The organism is Desulforadius tongensis, assembly GCF_016907915.1.
Taxonomy (GTDB): Bacteria; Bacillota; Desulfotomaculia; order Desulfotomaculales; family Desulfohalotomaculaceae; genus Desulforadius; species Desulforadius tongensis.
The window spans coordinates 17,864-34,567 of sequence record NZ_JAFBCW010000005.1 but is presented as its reverse complement, the minus strand read 5'-3'; the positions used below and the strand labels follow the sequence as shown (position 1 = coordinate 34,567).

Annotated in this window: 20 protein-coding genes; all 20 read right to left on the bottom strand. The window is 50.0% G+C overall.

The window, feature by feature from the left end; all coding sequences use genetic code 11:
• Complete coding sequence (locus tag JOC37_RS02940; protein ID WP_204615877.1) at positions 1-750, bottom strand: sigma-70 family RNA polymerase sigma factor; 750 nt, start codon at positions 748-750, stop codon at positions 1-3.
• 15 nt (positions 751-765) lie between these two features.
• Positions 766-1,419, bottom strand: coding sequence for a flagellar brake protein (locus JOC37_RS02935; protein ID WP_204615875.1), 654 nt, complete (start codon positions 1,417-1,419; stop codon positions 766-768).
• Between the two features lie 10 nt (positions 1,420-1,429).
• A complete protein-coding gene (locus JOC37_RS02930) occupies positions 1,430-2,218 on the bottom strand; it encodes a MinD/ParA family protein (RefSeq protein ID WP_420797269.1) in 789 nt (262 codons plus the stop codon).
• A 51-nt stretch (positions 2,219-2,269) separates the two neighbouring features.
• Complete coding sequence (gene flhF / locus JOC37_RS02925) at positions 2,270-3,574, bottom strand: flagellar biosynthesis GTPase FlhF (RefSeq protein ID WP_204615867.1); 1,305 nt, start codon at positions 3,572-3,574, stop codon at positions 2,270-2,272.
• The gene (gene flhA / locus JOC37_RS02920) at positions 3,574-5,643 is read right to left on the bottom strand and encodes a flagellar biosynthesis protein FlhA (protein ID WP_420797268.1); all 2,070 of its coding nucleotides are present in this window, start codon (positions 5,641-5,643) and stop codon (positions 3,574-3,576) included. The genes flhF and flhA overlap by 1 nt, the downstream gene beginning before the upstream one ends.
• A 23-nt stretch (positions 5,644-5,666) precedes the next feature.
• A complete protein-coding gene (gene flhB, locus JOC37_RS02915) occupies positions 5,667-6,734 on the bottom strand; it encodes a flagellar biosynthesis protein FlhB (RefSeq protein WP_204615863.1) in 1,068 nt (355 codons plus the stop codon).
• Positions 6,734-7,510, bottom strand: a complete 777-nt coding sequence (gene fliR, locus JOC37_RS02910) for a flagellar biosynthetic protein FliR (protein WP_338017329.1) — start codon at positions 7,508-7,510, stop codon at positions 6,734-6,736. The genes flhB and fliR overlap by 1 nt, the downstream gene beginning before the upstream one ends.
• Positions 7,511-7,512: 2 nt before the next feature.
• The gene (fliQ, locus tag JOC37_RS02905; RefSeq protein WP_204615859.1) at positions 7,513-7,782 is read right to left on the bottom strand and encodes a flagellar biosynthesis protein FliQ; all 270 of its coding nucleotides are present in this window, start codon (positions 7,780-7,782) and stop codon (positions 7,513-7,515) included.
• Positions 7,783-7,816: 34 nt separating this feature from the next.
• Positions 7,817-8,572 (bottom strand): flagellar type III secretion system pore protein FliP, encoded by a 756-nt coding sequence (gene fliP / locus JOC37_RS02900; RefSeq protein ID WP_204615857.1) that lies wholly within the window; start codon positions 8,570-8,572, stop codon positions 7,817-7,819.
• Positions 8,556-8,954, bottom strand: coding sequence for a FliO/MopB family protein (locus JOC37_RS02895; RefSeq protein ID WP_204615848.1), 399 nt, complete (start codon positions 8,952-8,954; stop codon positions 8,556-8,558). Before JOC37_RS02895 ends, fliP begins: the two co-directional genes overlap by 17 nt.
• Before the next feature lie 7 nt (positions 8,955-8,961).
• Positions 8,962-9,375, bottom strand: a complete 414-nt coding sequence (fliN, locus tag JOC37_RS02890; RefSeq protein ID WP_204615846.1) for a flagellar motor switch protein FliN — start codon at positions 9,373-9,375, stop codon at positions 8,962-8,964.
• A gap of 8 nt (positions 9,376-9,383) precedes the next feature.
• Positions 9,384-9,836: a flagellar basal body-associated FliL family protein gene (locus JOC37_RS02885; RefSeq protein WP_204615844.1), complete on the bottom strand. Its 453-nt coding sequence runs from the start codon at positions 9,834-9,836 to the stop codon at positions 9,384-9,386.
• 35 nt (positions 9,837-9,871) lie between these two features.
• Complete coding sequence (locus JOC37_RS02880) at positions 9,872-10,831, bottom strand: flagellar hook-basal body protein (protein ID WP_204615842.1); 960 nt, start codon at positions 10,829-10,831, stop codon at positions 9,872-9,874.
• A 95-nt stretch (positions 10,832-10,926) separates the two neighbouring features.
• On the bottom strand, positions 10,927-11,313 hold the full coding sequence (locus tag JOC37_RS02875) for a TIGR02530 family flagellar biosynthesis protein (protein WP_204615840.1): 387 nt from the start codon (positions 11,311-11,313) through the stop codon (positions 10,927-10,929).
• Between the two features lie 29 nt (positions 11,314-11,342).
• The gene (locus tag JOC37_RS02870; RefSeq protein WP_204615838.1) at positions 11,343-11,744 is read right to left on the bottom strand and encodes a flagellar hook capping FlgD N-terminal domain-containing protein; all 402 of its coding nucleotides are present in this window, start codon (positions 11,742-11,744) and stop codon (positions 11,343-11,345) included.
• Between the two features lie 27 nt (positions 11,745-11,771).
• Positions 11,772-13,181: a flagellar hook-length control protein FliK gene (locus tag JOC37_RS13565; RefSeq protein ID WP_204615836.1), complete on the bottom strand. Its 1,410-nt coding sequence runs from the start codon at positions 13,179-13,181 to the stop codon at positions 11,772-11,774.
• Positions 13,182-13,219: 38 nt separating this feature from the next.
• Complete coding sequence (locus JOC37_RS02860; protein ID WP_204615834.1) at positions 13,220-13,660, bottom strand: flagellar export protein FliJ; 441 nt, start codon at positions 13,658-13,660, stop codon at positions 13,220-13,222.
• Entirely contained in the window at positions 13,660-14,994 is a 1,335-nt protein-coding gene (gene fliI, locus JOC37_RS02855; RefSeq protein ID WP_420797267.1) for a flagellar protein export ATPase FliI, read from the bottom strand. The genes JOC37_RS02860 and fliI overlap by 1 nt, the downstream gene beginning before the upstream one ends.
• Positions 14,995-14,998: 4 nt before the next feature.
• Positions 14,999-15,700 carry a FliH/SctL family protein gene (locus JOC37_RS02850; RefSeq protein WP_204615824.1) on the bottom strand — a complete coding sequence of 234 codons (702 nt, stop codon included), beginning with the start codon at positions 15,698-15,700 and terminating at the stop codon, positions 14,999-15,001.
• On the bottom strand, positions 15,693-16,700 hold the full coding sequence (gene fliG / locus JOC37_RS02845) for a flagellar motor switch protein FliG (protein WP_204615823.1): 1,008 nt from the start codon (positions 16,698-16,700) through the stop codon (positions 15,693-15,695). Before fliG ends, JOC37_RS02850 begins: the two co-directional genes overlap by 8 nt.
• Between the last annotated feature and the right edge of the window lie 4 nt (positions 16,701-16,704).

The window sequence follows — 16,704 nt, the reverse complement described above, 5'->3', positions numbered from 1 at the left end:
TTAATTCTGTATTTTCTCCAGCTGCTGCCGTAACTTTTTTATCGCCGCGCTGTGCAGCTGGCAAACCCTGGATTCTGAAACGGACATTACTTTGCCAATTTCTTTCAGGGTTAAGCCCTCTTGATAGTATAAAGCCAGAACCAGCTTATCCCTTTCCCTTAAGGCTTCGATGGCCCGTACCAGCATTTCCTTGTCTTCCAAATCATTAATCATTTTCAGCGGATCCGGGCTGTTAATATCTTCCACCAGCTCACAGCGGCGGGTGACATCCCCTTCACTGGTGTATATTTCATCATCCAGCGAGCAAACTTGAACGGCACTGGACTGCCTTAATATCTGCCTCAGTTCATTCAGGGATAAGCCGGCAGCCCTGGCCAGTGTTTCTTCAGTAACGGTTTGCCCGCTGCTTTCCAATCTTTCCCTGGCTGCTTTAACAGCCTGCTGACGCTGCCACAGCGTGCGGGGAACCCAGCTTTGACGGCGCAGCTCGTCAATCATAGCCCCTCTGATACGCTGGTAGGCAAAGGTTTCAAAGTTTACCCCTAAAGACGGGTCGTATTTATCAACCGCCTCCATCAAGCCTATTACCCCGCAGCTTTCCAGGTCATCCTGCTGCATAAAGTACGGTGTTCTCACCGCCAACCGCCCGGCAATATTTTTTACCAGCGGCAGGTAGTTTAATATTAATTTTTTTCTGGCTTCGTCATTGCGGCCAGTTAAAAACTCTTTCCACAGTTTATCCAGTTCCATGGCCTCACTTCCAGTTTACCGCCTGCGGCGTTGTTCCATCTGCTTCTCAAATACAAAGGAACAAATTGTATCTTCCATTTTACGATGCACGTTGAGGAATTTTAAACCGGCATGGTAAACCTTGGTTTCATCATTAACCAGCTCACATCTCAGCACCTTGGCTCTCACCGGCATGTGCAGCACCTGTTTCTTACTGGGCAGTTGAAAGTATAAATCTAACTCGGTATTAACCTCCAACCTGCTTTTAGTGGCCAGTTTCATGCCACCGGCGCTGAGATCCACTGACAATCCCTTCCGGGGTTCTTCACTGTCAGGCAGCAGGTACTGCACCTCCATAGATACCGGTACCCGTACAAATCCCCGCATTTGAATTCTTTCAATATCCTCTTCCCTGGGTGCGGTAAATTTGTATAACCGGAGAGATTCACTCTCCTTGTAAGTGCCGGCATAACTGGAAGTAAACCTGTAGGCTGCACTTTTAGCCACATACTTTATCAATACTTTCTCATTGCGTATCAGTATCAGCGGTCTTTCCTCATTGTAAGGTACGCTTATGTACAAAAAATCATTTTTTATATTTTGAATGGTTGAGTTATATTCAACCCCTTTGGTATCACTTTTTCTCACCACTGTTATTTTCTGCCCGATTTTATATTGCTCGATATTCATCAGTTACCCCCTAGTTGAATAACCGGGTTAGGCGGCTGAAAAAGTCGAAAAAGCCGCCCCTTTCTTTCTGAACCCCGCCAGCAAGCTGTTCCGCCACCGCCCTCACCGCCCTGCTGGCCGGGGTGGCTGGTTGGTATAACACAAAGGGTCGTTGATCCTTTACTGCTCTAATTACATTTTTGTCCTCCGGTATAGACCCCAGGTATTTAATATCAACATTTGGTAAATAGTGCTGGGCCGTTATTTTTAGTTTATAAAAGGTATCGCCGGCTTCCTGCCGTTTAGCAGCCCTGTTTACCAGTACATTAACTTCATTGTGCACATTGTAACTGGCCAGCACCTTTATTAAACCGTAAGCATCGGTAATAGAAGTGGGTTCGGGAGTGACCACTATTATCACTTCCTGGGCCGCCCCCACGAAGGCCAGCACATTTTTATTAATCCCGGCACCGGTATCCACCAGCACCACGTCAACACCGCTGTCAAAATGATACATGGAATCCCTTAATCTTTTTATGGCCCTGTTGTCTAAATTAGCCAGCTCCAGCAGTCCCACGCCCCCGGAAATAATCCTTATATTCCCGGGACCGGGGGTTAAAATTTCATTTAAATCTTTTTTATGATACAAAAAATCATAAAGAGTGTAGCGGGGAGTTATTCCCAGCAGCACTTCCACGTTAGCCATGCCCAGGTCAGCATCTATGATAACCACCCTCTGCCCCAGGGAGGACAGGGCTATGGCCAGATTTAAAGCAGCATTGCTTTTCCCCACCCCTCCCTTACCGCTGGTGACAGCAATAACCCTGGGGCCGGCGGTGGGAATGCTGTTTTGAGATTTAACCTTTTTTTTTTAATTATCCCCAGCATAACTATCTACACTCCTGAACACCAGCTGCGCCATTTTCCGCGGCTGCAAATCCTCTATATCATCGGGAATACTCTGCCCGCCGGTATAATAACAAACCGGTATACCGGTTCTCAACACCACATTGAGCATTGAGCCCAGCGTTTCAGTTTCATCAACCTTGGTAAAAATGTACCCGGTATAATGCACCATTTGAAAATCCTTTATAAACCTCATTAAATCTCTATCCTTGATACCGGCACCCATTACCAGGTAAATTTCTTTCGGCCCGTTAACGGCCTCAAGAAACCCCTTTAATTCTAACACCTGCCCGGTATTCTTAGAAGAACGCCCTACAGTATCGATTAAAATATAATCCTTGTCCCGGTGGCTTTCCACCGCCTGCCTCAATTCTGCAGGGGTCATCACCACTTCCACCGGCACATCAATGGCATCGCCGTAAACTTTAAGCTGCTCGGCAGTTCCGTAACGGTAGGTATAAACGGTAATCAAAGCAATCTTTTTATTCTCCAGCAGTTTATAACGGGTGGCCAGCTTAGCCAGCGTGGTGGTTTTACCAACTCCCGGCGGGCCTACAAAAGCTAAAATTTTAGATCGCTCATAATTTTCATAAGCCGGTTTTAACAGCTCAGCCACCCGGTTAATTAATGCCACCTGGGCCATATCATCGGAACGGCCGGCGGCACTCCCCGCCACCATTCCCTCCAGGTCCTTCAAAAGCTGCTGGGCAATACCCCGGTCAATATCAATGGCAGTTAAAATTTTCAGCCACCGCCGGTTAAATTCCTTATCCTGTACAGTACCCATTTCCTCCAACTGCTGTTCCAGCATGTTCAACAGCATTCCCTTTTCCCTTTGTTCCATGGATTTCATAATTTCTTCTTCCAGCAGCGGCTTAAATTCAGTGGGCAGAAGGGGACCGGGGGCCAAATCACCGCCCTCAGCCTTTGGCCGGCTGCGCACTAAACCCCTGTTATCGTAAACCACCGCACCGGTTTCTTCTTTACCCGCTGACTTCATACCTGCATTTGATGCCGGTGCAGCTGTTTCCTTCACCGGCCGCACCTGGGTAGAGGGCGGTAATTCCTTCACTGCCTTAATTTTCAGATCTTCTTCTTTTTCTTTTTTATCCAATACCGCTGTAACTTCAATTTTTCTTTTTAAAAAACCTGTTATTCCCCGGCCGCGAATTTTATGGCTGCTGACAATAATTGCTTCCGGGCCCAATTCCCTTTTAATCTGCTGAATGGCCTGCTGCATTTCGTCAACAATATACTTCTTAATGATCATTAATCAGGATTCACCGTCCCTACCGCTTCAACTTCAACCCCTGAAATCACTTCATTGAGCGATATTACCGCCAAATTAGGCAGGTACCTCTCCAACATTCTTCTCAGCGGCAGCCTTATTTTAGGTGAGCAGAGCAGCACCGGGTTTAAACCTTTCATGTTTGTTCTCTCCAGTGTTTTCTGCAGCTTATCCAGCAAATCATTAGCTGCACCGGGTTCCAGCACCGGGTAATGCCCCAGCTGGGTTTGCTGTATGGAATCGGCTACTTTTTGCTCCCAGTGAGGATGTAAAGTAATTACCGTTAATTTTTTATCCGGCCCGGTATACATCTGGGTAATGGTACGGGCCAGGCACTGGCGCACGTGCTCAGTAAGAAAATCCGGATCTTTGTTCAGACGGGCCCCGTCGGATAATGCTTCCAGTATGGTAACCAGGTCTTTAATCGGCACCCTTTCGCGCAGCAGATTCTGCAGCACCTTTTGTATCTCGCCCAGGGTCATTAAATCAGGCACCAGTTCCTCCACCACTGCCGGTGAACTTTCTTTCACCATATCCACCAGTTCTTTAACTTCCTGGCGGCCGAGCAGTTCATCGGAATGGGATTTAATCACTTCAGTGAGGTGAGTAACCAGCACAGTGCTGCAGTCAACAACAGTTAACCCATTTAGTTCTGCCTTTTCCCGCTCCGCTTCATCTATCCACCAGGCCGGCAGGTTAAATGTGGGTTCCGTGGTTTCTATACCCTTTATATCAACGGCTTGGCCTATGGGGTCCATGGCCAGGTAATGTCCCGGCATCAGTTCCCCCCCGGCCACCGGTACTCCCCTAATTTTTATCTCGTACCGGTTGTGATGCAGCTGCATATTGTCGCGAATGCGGATGGGGCGCACCAAAATCCCCAGTTCTGAGGCACACTGGCGCCGCACCGCTGCCAGGCGCTGCAGCAGATCCCCCCCCTGGCTTTCATCGGTCAGGGCGATCAAATTGTAGCCAATTTCTACTTCCAGCGGGTCCACCTGGAAGTAGTTTAATACATTCTCCGGCTGACGCCTTTGTTCCTGCGCCTGCTGGGCCTCCCTTTCTTGTTTTTCCGCTTCTTTTTGCTTTTTCTCTTTATGCAGGACATAGGCACTGTAGCCCAACCCGGCGGAAAGGGCCCAGAATAAAAAGCTGGGCATTGCCGGCACCAGGCCGATGACAAAAAGTATCCCCGCCCCCAGGCCGAGAACCTTCGGAAAGCTAAAAATCTGCCTGGATAAATCCTTACCAAAACTGTTTTCCGATGTGGCCCTGGTAATCAATATACCGGCAGCGGTGGAAATCAGCAGGGCCGGGATTTGACTCACCAGTCCATCACCAATGGTCAGTTTTATATATGTGGTCAGGGCATCACTTAAAGTCATGTCATGCTGCACCATCCCAATTATCAAGCCGCCGATGATGTTAATAAAAATTATTACAATGCCGGCTATGGCATCACCCTTGACAAATTTACTGGCACCGTCCATCGCCCCGAAGAAATCTGCCTCCCGCTGCAGCCTTTCCCTGCGGGCCCGGGCCTCATCTTCACTAATCAAGCCGGAATTGAGATCGGCATCAATACTCATTTGTTTACCGGGCATGGCATCCAGCGTAAAACGGGCGGTTACTTCGGCCACCCGGCCGGAACCGTTGGTAATAACCACAAACTGAATTACCGTAATAATTATAAATACCACTGCCCCCACAACATAACTGCCGCCCACCACAAAGCTGCCGAAGGCTTGAATTACTTTACCGGCAGCGGCATCACCGAGAATTAAACGGGTGGAAGATATGTTTAAGGCCAGCCGGTATAATGTGGTCACCAGCAGCAAACTGGGAAAAACAGAAAACTGCAGCGGCTCGGTGGTAAACATGGTAATCAATAGAATTACCAGGCCCAGTGTAATGCTGATAGTTAAGAAAAAGTCCAGCATATTGGGCCCCAGCGGAATAATAATCAGCAAAATAATGCCGATTATCAGGCCGGCAATTACAATATCATTATTCCTTTTCAAAGTATCCTTAACCTGAACGGAGTTGGGCATTGGCATGATTAACAACCTCATCTTTATGACCTATTTAACCTGTATACCGCCGCCAGGATTTCCGCCACCGCCTGGTATAACTGCGGCGGTATTTCCTGGCCTATTTCCACGTTATGGTACAAAAAACGGGCCACTTCTTTATTTTCCTGTACCGGCACGTTATTTTCCTCTGCTATTTCTTTAATCTTCCTGGCCATGAAGTCCGCCCCCTTGGCCACCACTTTGGGCGCTGTATCTCCTTTCTCCGCTTCATAGCGCAGCGCCACCGCGTAGTGAGTGGGGTTTGTTACCACCACTGTGGCATTGGGCACTTCCTGCTGCACCAGGTTCATCAGCATTTCCCGCTGGCGCCGCCTTAACCAGGCTTTAACCTGGGGGTCACCTTCCGTCTGCTTGTACTCATCCTTTACTTCCTGTTTGGTCATCCGCATTTCTTTTTGAAAGGCATAGCGCTGGTAAATCAAATCTATAATACCAATAGCCAGGTAAGCTATTCCCCCCCACAGCAGAACTGCCAGCAGGGCCTCCAATACCTTGTGGAAAAGATACACCGGCGGCCCGTAAAACAATTTCAGCATCTGGCCGTATTTCACTTTGGCCACGCAAAACACCACCACACCCATCACAAACACCTTCAGCAGAGCCTTGAGCAGTTCAAAAAGGGTGCGGGTGCTGAACTTTTTCTTTAAACCCTCAATGGGATTTAACTTAGACATCTTTGGCTTAATGGCTTCGGGAGCAAACAGAAAACCAAACTGGGCCACATTGGCCCCCAGGGCAATCACCACCAGCACAATAAACAGCGGTGCCAGTAAGCCAAAAACGCCTGCTATGGTGCCGATAAATATATCCATTAACCTGTTCACACTGGGAGGAGCCACAATATAATTATGAAAGTAGTGGTTCAGCATCTCCTGGACCTGCTGGGCCAAAGTATCCCGGGAAATGTAAAAATATATTACACCGGCCAACAGGCACAGCGCGGCATTAAAATCGGCACTTTTGGGTACCTGACCCTTTTTGCGGGCATCTTGCAGTTTCTTGGGCGTGGCCTTTTCCGTTTTTTCCTGGCCGCCGGAAGATGATGCCATCAGGACAACCCTTTCACCAGTAGTATTAAATCCTTCTGCATGCGGTCAAAAACCGCTGCCAAAATTGACCCCATTAAGGGTAATAACACCGCTAAAGAAACCAAGCCCAGCATAATTTTAAAGGGAAAACCAAGCATAAAAATATTCATCTGGGGAGCGGTGCGCCCCATTACACCCAAAGCTATGTCAGTCATTAAAAGAACGCTGATTACCGGGATGGCCACCTTTAAAGCCATGGTAATGGTGTCGGCAAACACCCGGATGACAAAAACCGCCACATCACCGCTCATCTCCGCGGAATTTAACGGCAGCACCTGATAACTTTTAGCCAGTCCCCATATCAGCCCGTGATGGCCGTCCATACAAAGAAGGGCAGCCAGTGATAAAAAGTATAAAAAACGTCCCAAAAGAGTGTTCATCGACCCGCTCACCGGGTCCATCATTTGAGACATGGCATAACCAATCTGCAGGTCAATCATTTGACCGGCCATGCGCAGGGCATTAAAAACCATTGTACAAACAATTCCCATGGCCAAGCCCACCGCCGCCTCACTGAGAACCATCAAACCGTAACCCCACAGGCTGTCGGCCGCGGTCAGCCCCGGCCGGGCGGCCAAAGGATAAATTATAACCGCCAGTATAAATGCAAAGCCGCTTTTTACCACCGGCGGGATACCGGGAATGGCAAACAATGGACTGGCAACCAAAAAAGCGGAACAGCGGGTAAATACCAGCATAAAAACCGGCAAAATTGACAAATCGGGCAAAACATTCACCCCTAGCGCACGATGTTAGGTATTTGAGCGTACAGCTGGTGGGTATAACCGGCCATAACCTTCATCAACCAACCGGAGATAATGATTAAAGTCACAAACACAGCAATAATTTTAGGTACAAAGGCCAGCGTTTGTTCCTGGATTTGGGTGGTGGCCTGAAATATGCCCACGAACAAACCCACCAGCATAGCCACAGCCAAACCCGGGGCGGCCAAAATAACCACCATCATCAGTGCTTCCCGGGTAATATGGATAATCTCCGTTTCACTCATATCCAGCTACCTCCCTGCCTAATTCCCGCCGGCATCACCTAAAGCTCTCCACCAGCGATTTAACCACCAGATACCAGCCATCCACCATCACAAACAAAAGCAGTTTAAAGGGCAGGGATATCATCACCGGCGGCAGCATAAACATCCCCATAGACATCAGCGTACTGGCAATTACCATATCGATAACCAGAAAAGGTACATACAGCAGGAAACCGATTAAAAAAGCTGTCTTCAATTCACTGATAATAAAAGCCGGAACCAATGTGGTGAGGGGTACGTCGCTTATGTTCTTCGGTCTATCCATGCCCGACAGGCTTACAAACAAAGCCAAATCCTTTTCCCTGGTCTGTTTGGCCATAAATTCCTTTAAAGGTTCAGCGGCCCTTTCCGCCGCCTGCTGCTGATTAATTTCATTGTTCAAAAAAGGCTGCACTGCCCGTTCATTTATTTCATTGTATACCGGTGCCATGATAAAGACGGTTAAAAACAGTGCCAGGCCAATTAATACCTGGTTGGGAGGAGTCTGCTGCGTACCCAGGCCCTGCCGCAGAAAAGAAAGCACCACCACTATGCGGGTGAAAGAAGTGAGCATCATTAAAAATGCCGGAACCAGCGACAAAACCGTTAAAAGCAGCAGCAGTTTTACCGTTCCCACAACCTCTTCCGGTTGATCCGTTGGTTGAATAGTTAAATCAACACCCGGCAGCGGCGCAGCCTCCACCGGCAGCGAAATGAAATTAATTACAGCCACAAGCACCAATAAAACCAGCAGCTTAACCCTCACGGCCATTATCTCCTTCTGTTTCTTCTTTCCTTGTCCGGCCGGCACCCGGTTTTAATTTACCCTTTAAAATTTGGTGAAAACTGGGCAGCGAATGGTTCAGCCCGCCCCTTTCTATGACCTCCGGTAAAGAATCATACTCTTTTACCAGCGTAAATCCATTTTCAGAATGGGCCAGCAGGTAATACCTCCCGCCCACCTCCACCAGGCTGAGCCAGCCCTTAGCCCCCAGCGGCATCTGTTCCACCACCCGCATCCTGCGGCGGTGTCCCCCGGTATAAACCGTTCCCCGGCGGGCAATACCGTACTTAATTAACAAATAGGCCAGCACCAAAACCAGCGGCAGGGCCAGCAGCGTTCTAACAAAGGCATACAGAACTTCTTTATCCATAATAATATTATTTACCTTCCTGAACCCTTTCAGACAATTTGTGACCGGGCCGCAGAATCTTATTTAAACGCACCGCAAAGTAATCATTGGTAACCAGAATTTCACCCCGGGCAAAGTGCCTGTCATTGATATACACATCCACCGACTCACCGGCAGCTTTGTTCAGCTCCAGCACCGACCCGGCTTCAAGATTTAACAGGTCCTTAATTTTTATACTGGTCTGCCCCAGCTCAGCATAAATTTTTACCGTAATATCTTCAAAATGAACTAAACTGGACTTAATTTCTCGAATACCTTCAGGTTTAATGGGAGGGAAGCGCACCGGTTTAACGGCGCCTTCCCCCTTTTCTTCTTCCCTAGATTCATCCTTTGACTGCTGCAGTTTTTCCATAAAGGCTTGAATTTCTTCCTGGGTCATCATGTTATCACCTACTGGGTGAGGTATTCGGTAAAATAAATTCTAGTTATCTTGCCGTGTTCAAGTTTCTTGTTAATTGCCTCGGTCATCTCACGCTGAACCTTTTCAATGCTGTCGGGGGGCTGTACATCTTCCAGTTTCTTATCGCGAAGCAGGGTAATTACAGTATGCTTGATGATATGACTCTTCTCATTCAATTCTTCAGCTAATTCCTTTTCTTTTTCCGGGTATACCATCACAGCGGTGAAGCGCAGGTAATGCACACCGCTGGGGTCTGCCAAATTAACCAGCATCTCCCCCAACTCTGCGCTGGTTAATTTAGGAGGCTGGGGCTCTCCTGGCGAAGGCTTTAAAAATATGAAGTAACCGGCAACAGCCCCACCTATCAGCAGATTTAAAGCCAGTAAGGCAATAATTATTATTTTATTAGACTTTTTACCTTGTTCAGCATTTCCTTTGGGCATTAACCTCACCTTTGTTTTCTGTTTTAATTATTTAACTAACGCTTTAAGTTAACCAATTCTTCAAGCATCTGGTCTGAAACGGTAATGGTGCGGGCGTTGGCCTGGAACCCCCGCTGGGTGGTAATCATATTTACAAACTCGTTGGATAAGTCCACATTGGACATTTCCAGGTAGCCGGAGGCAACGGAAACAGATTCCATATCGGCAGCGGTACTGTACACAGCTTTACCGGACACATCTTTAGCCTCGGCATACAGGTTGCTGCCGATTTTATCCAGGCCTTCATTATTGCCGAAAGAGGCAATGGCTATTTGCACCGAGTTTTTAAAGGGGCCGGCACCGCTGGGATCCCGGTAGGTTCCGCTGCCGTCATCAAACTGTATCCTGTCGCCATTGGTATAAGTGCCGGTAATTGTCCCGTCAGGCCCGATATTAATTGATTCCACCGTGAGCTTATCCCCATTATGATCCGTTAATAAAATTCTTATCGCACCGTACTGGTCATCTTTGGGGTCGCTGCTGCCATTCCCATCGTCAATTCTGCCAATGAGCTTCAAGCCGTTGGAGTTGACAATATAACCGTCCTTATCTATAAACATGATACCGTCCCGGGTGTATTTACCCTTAATACCATCAACGCCGGTCCCATCATTTGTAAAAGTCTTTATAGCGCCCGATGCGTCCACCAAATCAGCATCGGAAACCACAAAAAAGCCATTGCCGTTAATAGCCAGGTCCAGTGTCCGGCCGGTATTCTGGGTTGCACCCTGGCCGAAATCCGTACTGATACCGGCCACATCTACACCGGTACCAATAAAGGCAGCATTTCTGCTGTTACCGCCCGATTTTATTTTTTGATATAAAACATCCTGAAAGTTGGTCCTGGAACTTTTAAAACCGGTAGTATTAACATTGGCAATGTTATTGCCGATAACATCCATTTTGGTGCGGTGGGTACCCAATCCAGCAATACCACTGTACAATGAACGCAGCATATCAAATTGCCCTCCCTGTTTTTTAATCAGCAGGCCGCATCAGTCGGTCAGCGGCCGGGCAGCCTCCTTGCGGGCCGGCTGCTTATTCTGTCCTTCTACTTTATAATTACCGCGCTGTCTATGTTGGTAAAAACATAGTCCTTTAAACTATGCCCATCCACAGCGGTAACCACCGTTTTATTCTTTATATTGGCTATCAGCGCCAAATCACCATACATCAGCAGCGAATCCTTTGCTCCCTTAGTCTCAGCCCTCTGCATGGCCCGGCTGATTTTGGCCATTTCAGCGGCACCCAGTACAATGTTTCTCTGCTGCAGCCTTTTTTGGGCGTGGGCCGATAGCTTTACCGGCTGCTGCCTGGCAGTCTTCTCCCGCAGCAGTTCCGCAAAGCTTGAACCTGCAGCCGGGATATTATTCCGGGCGTTGGGAGTTCCAGCCGGCTCCACCCGGGGCTGCGGAATATAATTAATTTTACCAACCACTTTCTACACCTCTACTGCCAATCATATAATTAAGCTTCTACAGAAACAATTTTGTTAATATCATAGGCGGTACCGCCTACCACCACTTTTACGGAACCATTTGTCACCTGCACCTTATCCACCGGTCCCGTTACAGTCCCTTCGCCGTCCACCAGTAAAACCTTTCTACCAATCAAGCTGCTGCCGTAATTCAACTGCTGCCACTGCAGCAGGTCTTCAAACCTGCTGTTCATATTGGTTAACTGCTCCATCATTGTAAACTGAGCCATTTGACTGATAAACTTGTCGGAATCCATCGGCGAAGTGGGGTCTTGATTTTTCAGCTGCTCAATCATGATGCGCAAAAAAGCATCCTTATCCAGTTCCTTTTTCGGTTTTGTTACCTGTTTTTCCGGCAGGTACAAATCATTGGACACCGGGTTAACAGACACCTTTATCTCTCCCTTCCCCGGTAGTAATTAAACAAGCAGGTTCAGTCCATCGGCACCTGTTTTGCTTTCACTGCCCGCCCCGGCAGTTTCCTGAATTACTTCCACCGCTCTATCCCTGTATAAACCGCCGCTTCCGCCGCGGCCCCGGGAGCGGTTCTGCTGCTGCTGTCTTTCCCACTGACCGCTTCCCTGCCCCCAAAAGACACTGGCCTCGCTCAACCTCACCTGCTGCTGAAACAGCGCGTCGCGAATTTGGGGCATAGATGCTTCCAGTGCCTCTTTAGCCTGGATGGTGGCGGCGTAAAACCGGGCACTGACCTCCCCCCGATTGCAGGACAGGTGGACAGTGATTTCACCCAGGTGTTTCGGCTCCAGCTTCAAGCGAATGCTGGTTTGATTGGGCTGCTGTTTTACAGACATCTCCTTAACCAGTTCCGCCAGGCGGGAACCCAATTGGCTGACCTGCACATCGCCATCGGGTTTGGCCCCTGGAGCGGGTGTGCCGCCGGGTATTACATGCGCTGTAAAGTTTTGAACGGTCCGGTTTTGACTGCTTTCCCCAGTTGGAGCTGTATTTGCTGCAGCCCTTGTTTCCACCGCGCTGTTTACCCCGGCCCTGTCACTCTGCTGCCGGTTATCTGCCGGCTGCTCTACCTGTTTGGCAGAAATATCTTTCATCAATTGGCCGCCGTTGGGGCGGTTTTCTGTTTTCACCGCTTTCAATACCGCGCCCTGTTTATTAATATCACCCGGCTGTTCATTCTTCCCCACTTTAGACAGCACGGGATCCATCTCTTCCCCTGCAGCCGCCGGCCTGCTTTTACCAAGCGTTTCCGGCAGAGGCACTGCTTCACCCGGCCTGCCGGTCCCGGCACCTGCGGTATCCAATTTTACCAAACGATGATTTTCTAACTGTTCGGAAAAAAACTGCTCTAAACGGCTTTGAAAAGCGGTTAATTTTGGCAGCAGTTCATCCCGCTGCCCGGCCTGTAAAATTTGCACCAGCTCCTTCAGCTGAGCCGCCAGTTCCGGGTTCGGCCGGCTCTGTACATCAGCCCGGGCCAGCTGAGCTTCCAGCCGGTTTTGAATATCTTTCAGTATTTTGGCCGCATCAGCGGGTAAGCCATCCTGCATACCGGCCAGCAGCATTTTTATTTCCCCAAACAGCTGGCGGAGGGATAAATCCCGGCCCTCTCCTGCCTGCCCGCCCCCGTCAAGCTGAAAATCAACGCCGGGCAGCGGAACCGGTATCAGCATGCCTGCCGCCTGCTGCCCCGCGGGCTTTTCTTCTTCCGCCCGCATGGATTTACCGCCCTGGTTTTGCGCCCCCCCAAAAAGGAACATTAAAAAGCCGCCATTATCACCCTTGTCAATTGCTTTAGAATCAGCAGGGGCTTTACCGGTGGTTATTTGCGGCAGATTCCCGTTTACCTGCACCCTGAAAACACCTCCTTTCCACGTAATAATATATAGCATCACCCCACAGAGTGCTGCTTGCGGTTGTAAAGCCCGGTGGCCAGCTCATCGGCCAGCTTTTCTTCCATCACGCGCATATGCTGCAGGTATTCTTCAAGCTGCCGCTCCTTTAATTTTTCTATTACCAGGCGTTCCTGCCTGGCCAGCATGGCCGCCCGCCGGGCTTCATCCAATTTTTCTTTCGCCTGCTGTACCCGGCAGCTCTGCCGGGCAATCTTTGATTTCAGGTGTTCCCGGTACAGCACCCGGTGTAATTCACCGGCCAAATCCCGGCATCCTGGAGCCTGCAGAGATTCGTTTAAAAGTCTTCTGGTGTGCTCCAGAGCCGCCAGCTGCTCCTGATACATCTTTTCAGCCTCACTTTGGGCCACTAACGCTTGTTGTTCCTTTTTTTTCCGCTGATCTAACACTGCTTCCAGGCGAAAGCTAAATTTTTTCATTAATCAACCTCCGCAACCAGCTGGTACAGTGTTTCTATTGTCTGGCTGTACTGGCTGTATTCATCGGGTTTTTGCTTTAAAAAGTTATTTATTTCTTCATTTTTCTTAATAGCCAAATCCACCCTGGGGTTGGAACCCATTACATAGGCCCCGATGTTTATTAGATCCTCAGATTCCCGGTAGGCGGCCATTAAATCCCTTACCCTGCCGGCACTGTCTATGTGCTCCGGTTCTGCAATATCCGGCATCACCCGGCTGACACTCTGCAGTACATCAATGGACGGGTAATGGTTGCTGGCAGCCAGTTTTCTGGATAACACTATATGACCGTCCAGTATACCGCGCACTGCATCGGCAATGGGTTCATTCATATCATCGCCGTCCACCAGCACGGTATAGAAGGCGGTAATGGAACCGTGTTTACCCATACCGGAGCGCTCCAAAAGTTTGGGCAGCAGCGCAAACACCGAAGGGGTGTACCCCCTGGTGGCCGGCGGTTCTCCCACTGCCAGGCCCACTTCCCTCTGGGCCATAGCAAAGCGGGTTACGGAATCCATCATCAGCATTACATCTTTGCCCTGATCTCTGAAATATTCCGCTATGGCGGTGGCCACAAAGGCTCCCTTCAGGCGAACCAAGGCCGGTTGATCGGAGGTGGCGGCTACCACCACCGATTTGGCCAACCCCTGGGAACCCAGGTCCGATTCTATAAAATCCAGCACCTCCCGCCCCCGCTCACCGATCAGCGCAATAACGTTGACATCGGCACTGCCGTGCTTGGCCACCATACCCAAAAGGGTACTTTTACCCACACCGCTGCCGGCAAAGATGCCGATACGCTGGCCGCACCCGCAGGTCAGCAGCGCGTCAATGGCCCGCACCCCGGTGGGCAGCACGGTGGTAATGCGCCGGCGCTGCAGCGGGTTGGGCGGTTCATTGTCCACCGGGTAAAGCTCCCCCGCTTCCGGGTCAAACCGGCCTTCTATGGGCCGGCCCAGGCCGTCCAACACCTGCCCCAGCAGATGCTCCCCCACCCGCACGGAAAACGCCTGCCCGGTGGGCAGCACCGAACAGCCGGGGTAAATACCCCGCAGTTCCCCCAGCGGCATTAAAAGCGAGTTGCGTTCCTTAAAACCCACCACCTCGGCATAAACAGCCTGCTCCTCACCCGGCACCCTGATTTCACACACTTCCCCTATGCGGGCGGTAATTCCCTGCACTTCCACAGTTAACCCCACCACCCGGGTAACTTGTCCAAGCAGTTTAATGGGTTTTGCCCTCTGCACCCGCTGGCGCACTGCAGTTAAGTCAACTGTTCGGTCCAACACTGTCACCCCTTTACGAGGGATAAATAGCTTTCAATATTTCCTGCCATCGGGCATCGGCGGTGGCATCCACCGTCCCCCGGTCGGTATCCACCAGGCAGCCCCCCGGTTTAACCTGGGGGGCGGCAATGATAACCAGGGTGGTCCGGTCGGACAGGGATTGTTCCAGCTGCTGCTTTTTTTCCATGTACACCGGCAGCTCATCGGGGTTTACATATACAGTCACCCTTTCCCGGTCCTTAACCAGCTGAATGGCTTCCTGGGCCACCGCCACTATTGTATCCGGTTCCAGCTTCAGCTGGGCGGCAATGTACTTTTCCGCAATTTCCACCCCCAGGGAAATAATTTCCTGCTCCATCGCTTCCAGGGTCTGGCGGCGGAATTCTTCTGCCTGGTTTAATACTTCCCGGGCCCGGCGGCGAATTTCTGCCGCTTCATCCTCGGCCTGCTGCAGGGCATCCTGATATCCCTGCTGCTGGGCCGCGACCTTTATTTCTTCCGCTTCCGCCCTGGCTTTTTCCAGCAGCTCATCTGCTTCCCGCCGGGCTTCGTTTACTATTTCCGCTGCCCGGCGGTTTGCTTCCTCCAGCAGGGCGTCAGCCTGTTCCTCCGGGGTGATGGTGTTTTCTTCATCCGGTGTTTGGTTAAATTTTTTCTTTAATTCCAAAACCAGCGGGGCACCATCCACCACAGCACCCTTTATTATCCTAGACAATCAAGGCATCCTCCCCACCCCGGGAAATAACAATCTCGCCGCTTTCCTCCAGTTTGCGAATAACATTTACAATCTTCTGCTGCGCTTGTTCCACATCCCGCAGGCGTACCGGGCCCATGTAGTCTATTTCTTCCCTCAGCATTTCAGAGGCCCGTTTGGACATGTTCTTGAATATGCGCTCGTTCACTTCACTGTTGGCACCGCGCATGGCCAGCGCCAGGTCCTTGGTATCCACTTCACGCAGCACCTTTTGGATAGACACGTCATGCAGCTTGACAATGTCCTCGAAGATGAACATCAAGCGGCGTACTTCCTCGGCTAAGTCCGGGTACGTTGCTTCCAGGTGCTCAAAAATAGCTTTTTCTGTGGAGCGGTCAACCTTGTTTAGAATATTAACCAAACTCTTAATTCCGCCGACAACGGTCTCCTCGGTGCTGACCACAGTGGACAGCTTGCGCTCCAGCACCTGCTCTATTTCTTTAGCAATGTCCGGCGAGGTGCGGTCAAGTACCGCCACCCTGCGGGATACATCGGCCTGAACTTCAGGGGGCAGCTCAGACAGCACCGCGGCAGCTTGATCCGGCTTAAGATGAGCCAGCACGAAGGCAATGGTCTGCGGGTTCTCGTCCCGGATAAAGCTTATCAGCTGCCTGGGGTCGCTCTTACGCAGATTTTGAAAGGGAACCTTCTGTAAGCTTTGGGATATTTTTTCCAAAATTTCCTGCGTTTTTACCGGTCCCACAGTTTTTTCCAGCAGGTCTTTGGCGTAATCCAAACCGCCGCTGAGCACGTAACTCCTGGCTTGGTGCAGCTGGTAAAACTCTTCTATCACCGCACTGGTTTCTTCACTGGATATATGATCCATGTCAGTAATTACACTGGTGATCAGCTCAATCTCTTCATCGGAAAAGCCGTGCTTCAGCACCTTTGACGACAGGTCGGAACCTAAGCTCATCAGCAGCACCGCTGCCTTTTGCTCTCCGCTTAAATTACTGGCCATAAAA

What these genes read in the sequence shown, in the direction of transcription:
- JOC37_RS02940 (WP_204615877.1), bottom strand. Translation starts at nt 750, where the DNA reads ATGGAACTGGATAAACTGTGGAAAGAGTTTTTAACTGGCCGCAATGAC.
- JOC37_RS02935 (WP_204615875.1), bottom strand. Translation starts at nt 1,419, where the DNA reads ATGAATATCGAGCAATATAAAATCGGGCAGAAAATAACAGTGGTGAGA.
- flhF (WP_204615867.1), bottom strand. Translation starts at nt 3,574, where the DNA reads ATGATCATTAAGAAGTATATTGTTGACGAAATGCAGCAGGCCATTCAG.
- flhA (WP_420797268.1), bottom strand. Translation starts at nt 5,643, where the DNA reads ATGCCCAACTCCGTTCAGGTTAAGGATACTTTGAAAAGGAATAATGAT.
- flhB (WP_204615863.1), bottom strand. Translation starts at nt 6,734, where the DNA reads ATGGCATCATCTTCCGGCGGCCAGGAAAAAACGGAAAAGGCCACGCCC.
- fliQ (WP_204615859.1), bottom strand. Translation starts at nt 7,782, where the DNA reads ATGAGTGAAACGGAGATTATCCATATTACCCGGGAAGCACTGATGATG.
- fliP (WP_204615857.1), bottom strand. Translation starts at nt 8,572, where the DNA reads ATGGCCGTGAGGGTTAAGCTGCTGGTTTTATTGGTGCTTGTGGCTGTA.
- JOC37_RS02895 (WP_204615848.1), bottom strand. Translation starts at nt 8,954, where the DNA reads ATGGATAAAGAAGTTCTGTATGCCTTTGTTAGAACGCTGCTGGCCCTG.
- fliN (WP_204615846.1), bottom strand. Translation starts at nt 9,375, where the DNA reads ATGATGACCCAGGAAGAAATTCAAGCCTTTATGGAAAAACTGCAGCAG.
- JOC37_RS02885 (WP_204615844.1), bottom strand. Translation starts at nt 9,836, where the DNA reads ATGCCCAAAGGAAATGCTGAACAAGGTAAAAAGTCTAATAAAATAATA.
- JOC37_RS02880 (WP_204615842.1), bottom strand. Translation starts at nt 10,831, where the DNA reads ATGCTGCGTTCATTGTACAGTGGTATTGCTGGATTGGGTACCCACCGC.
- JOC37_RS02860 (WP_204615834.1), bottom strand. Translation starts at nt 13,660, where the DNA reads ATGAAAAAATTTAGCTTTCGCCTGGAAGCAGTGTTAGATCAGCGGAAA.
- fliG (WP_204615823.1), bottom strand. Translation starts at nt 16,700, where the DNA reads ATGGCCAGTAATTTAAGCGGAGAGCAAAAGGCAGCGGTGCTGCTGATG.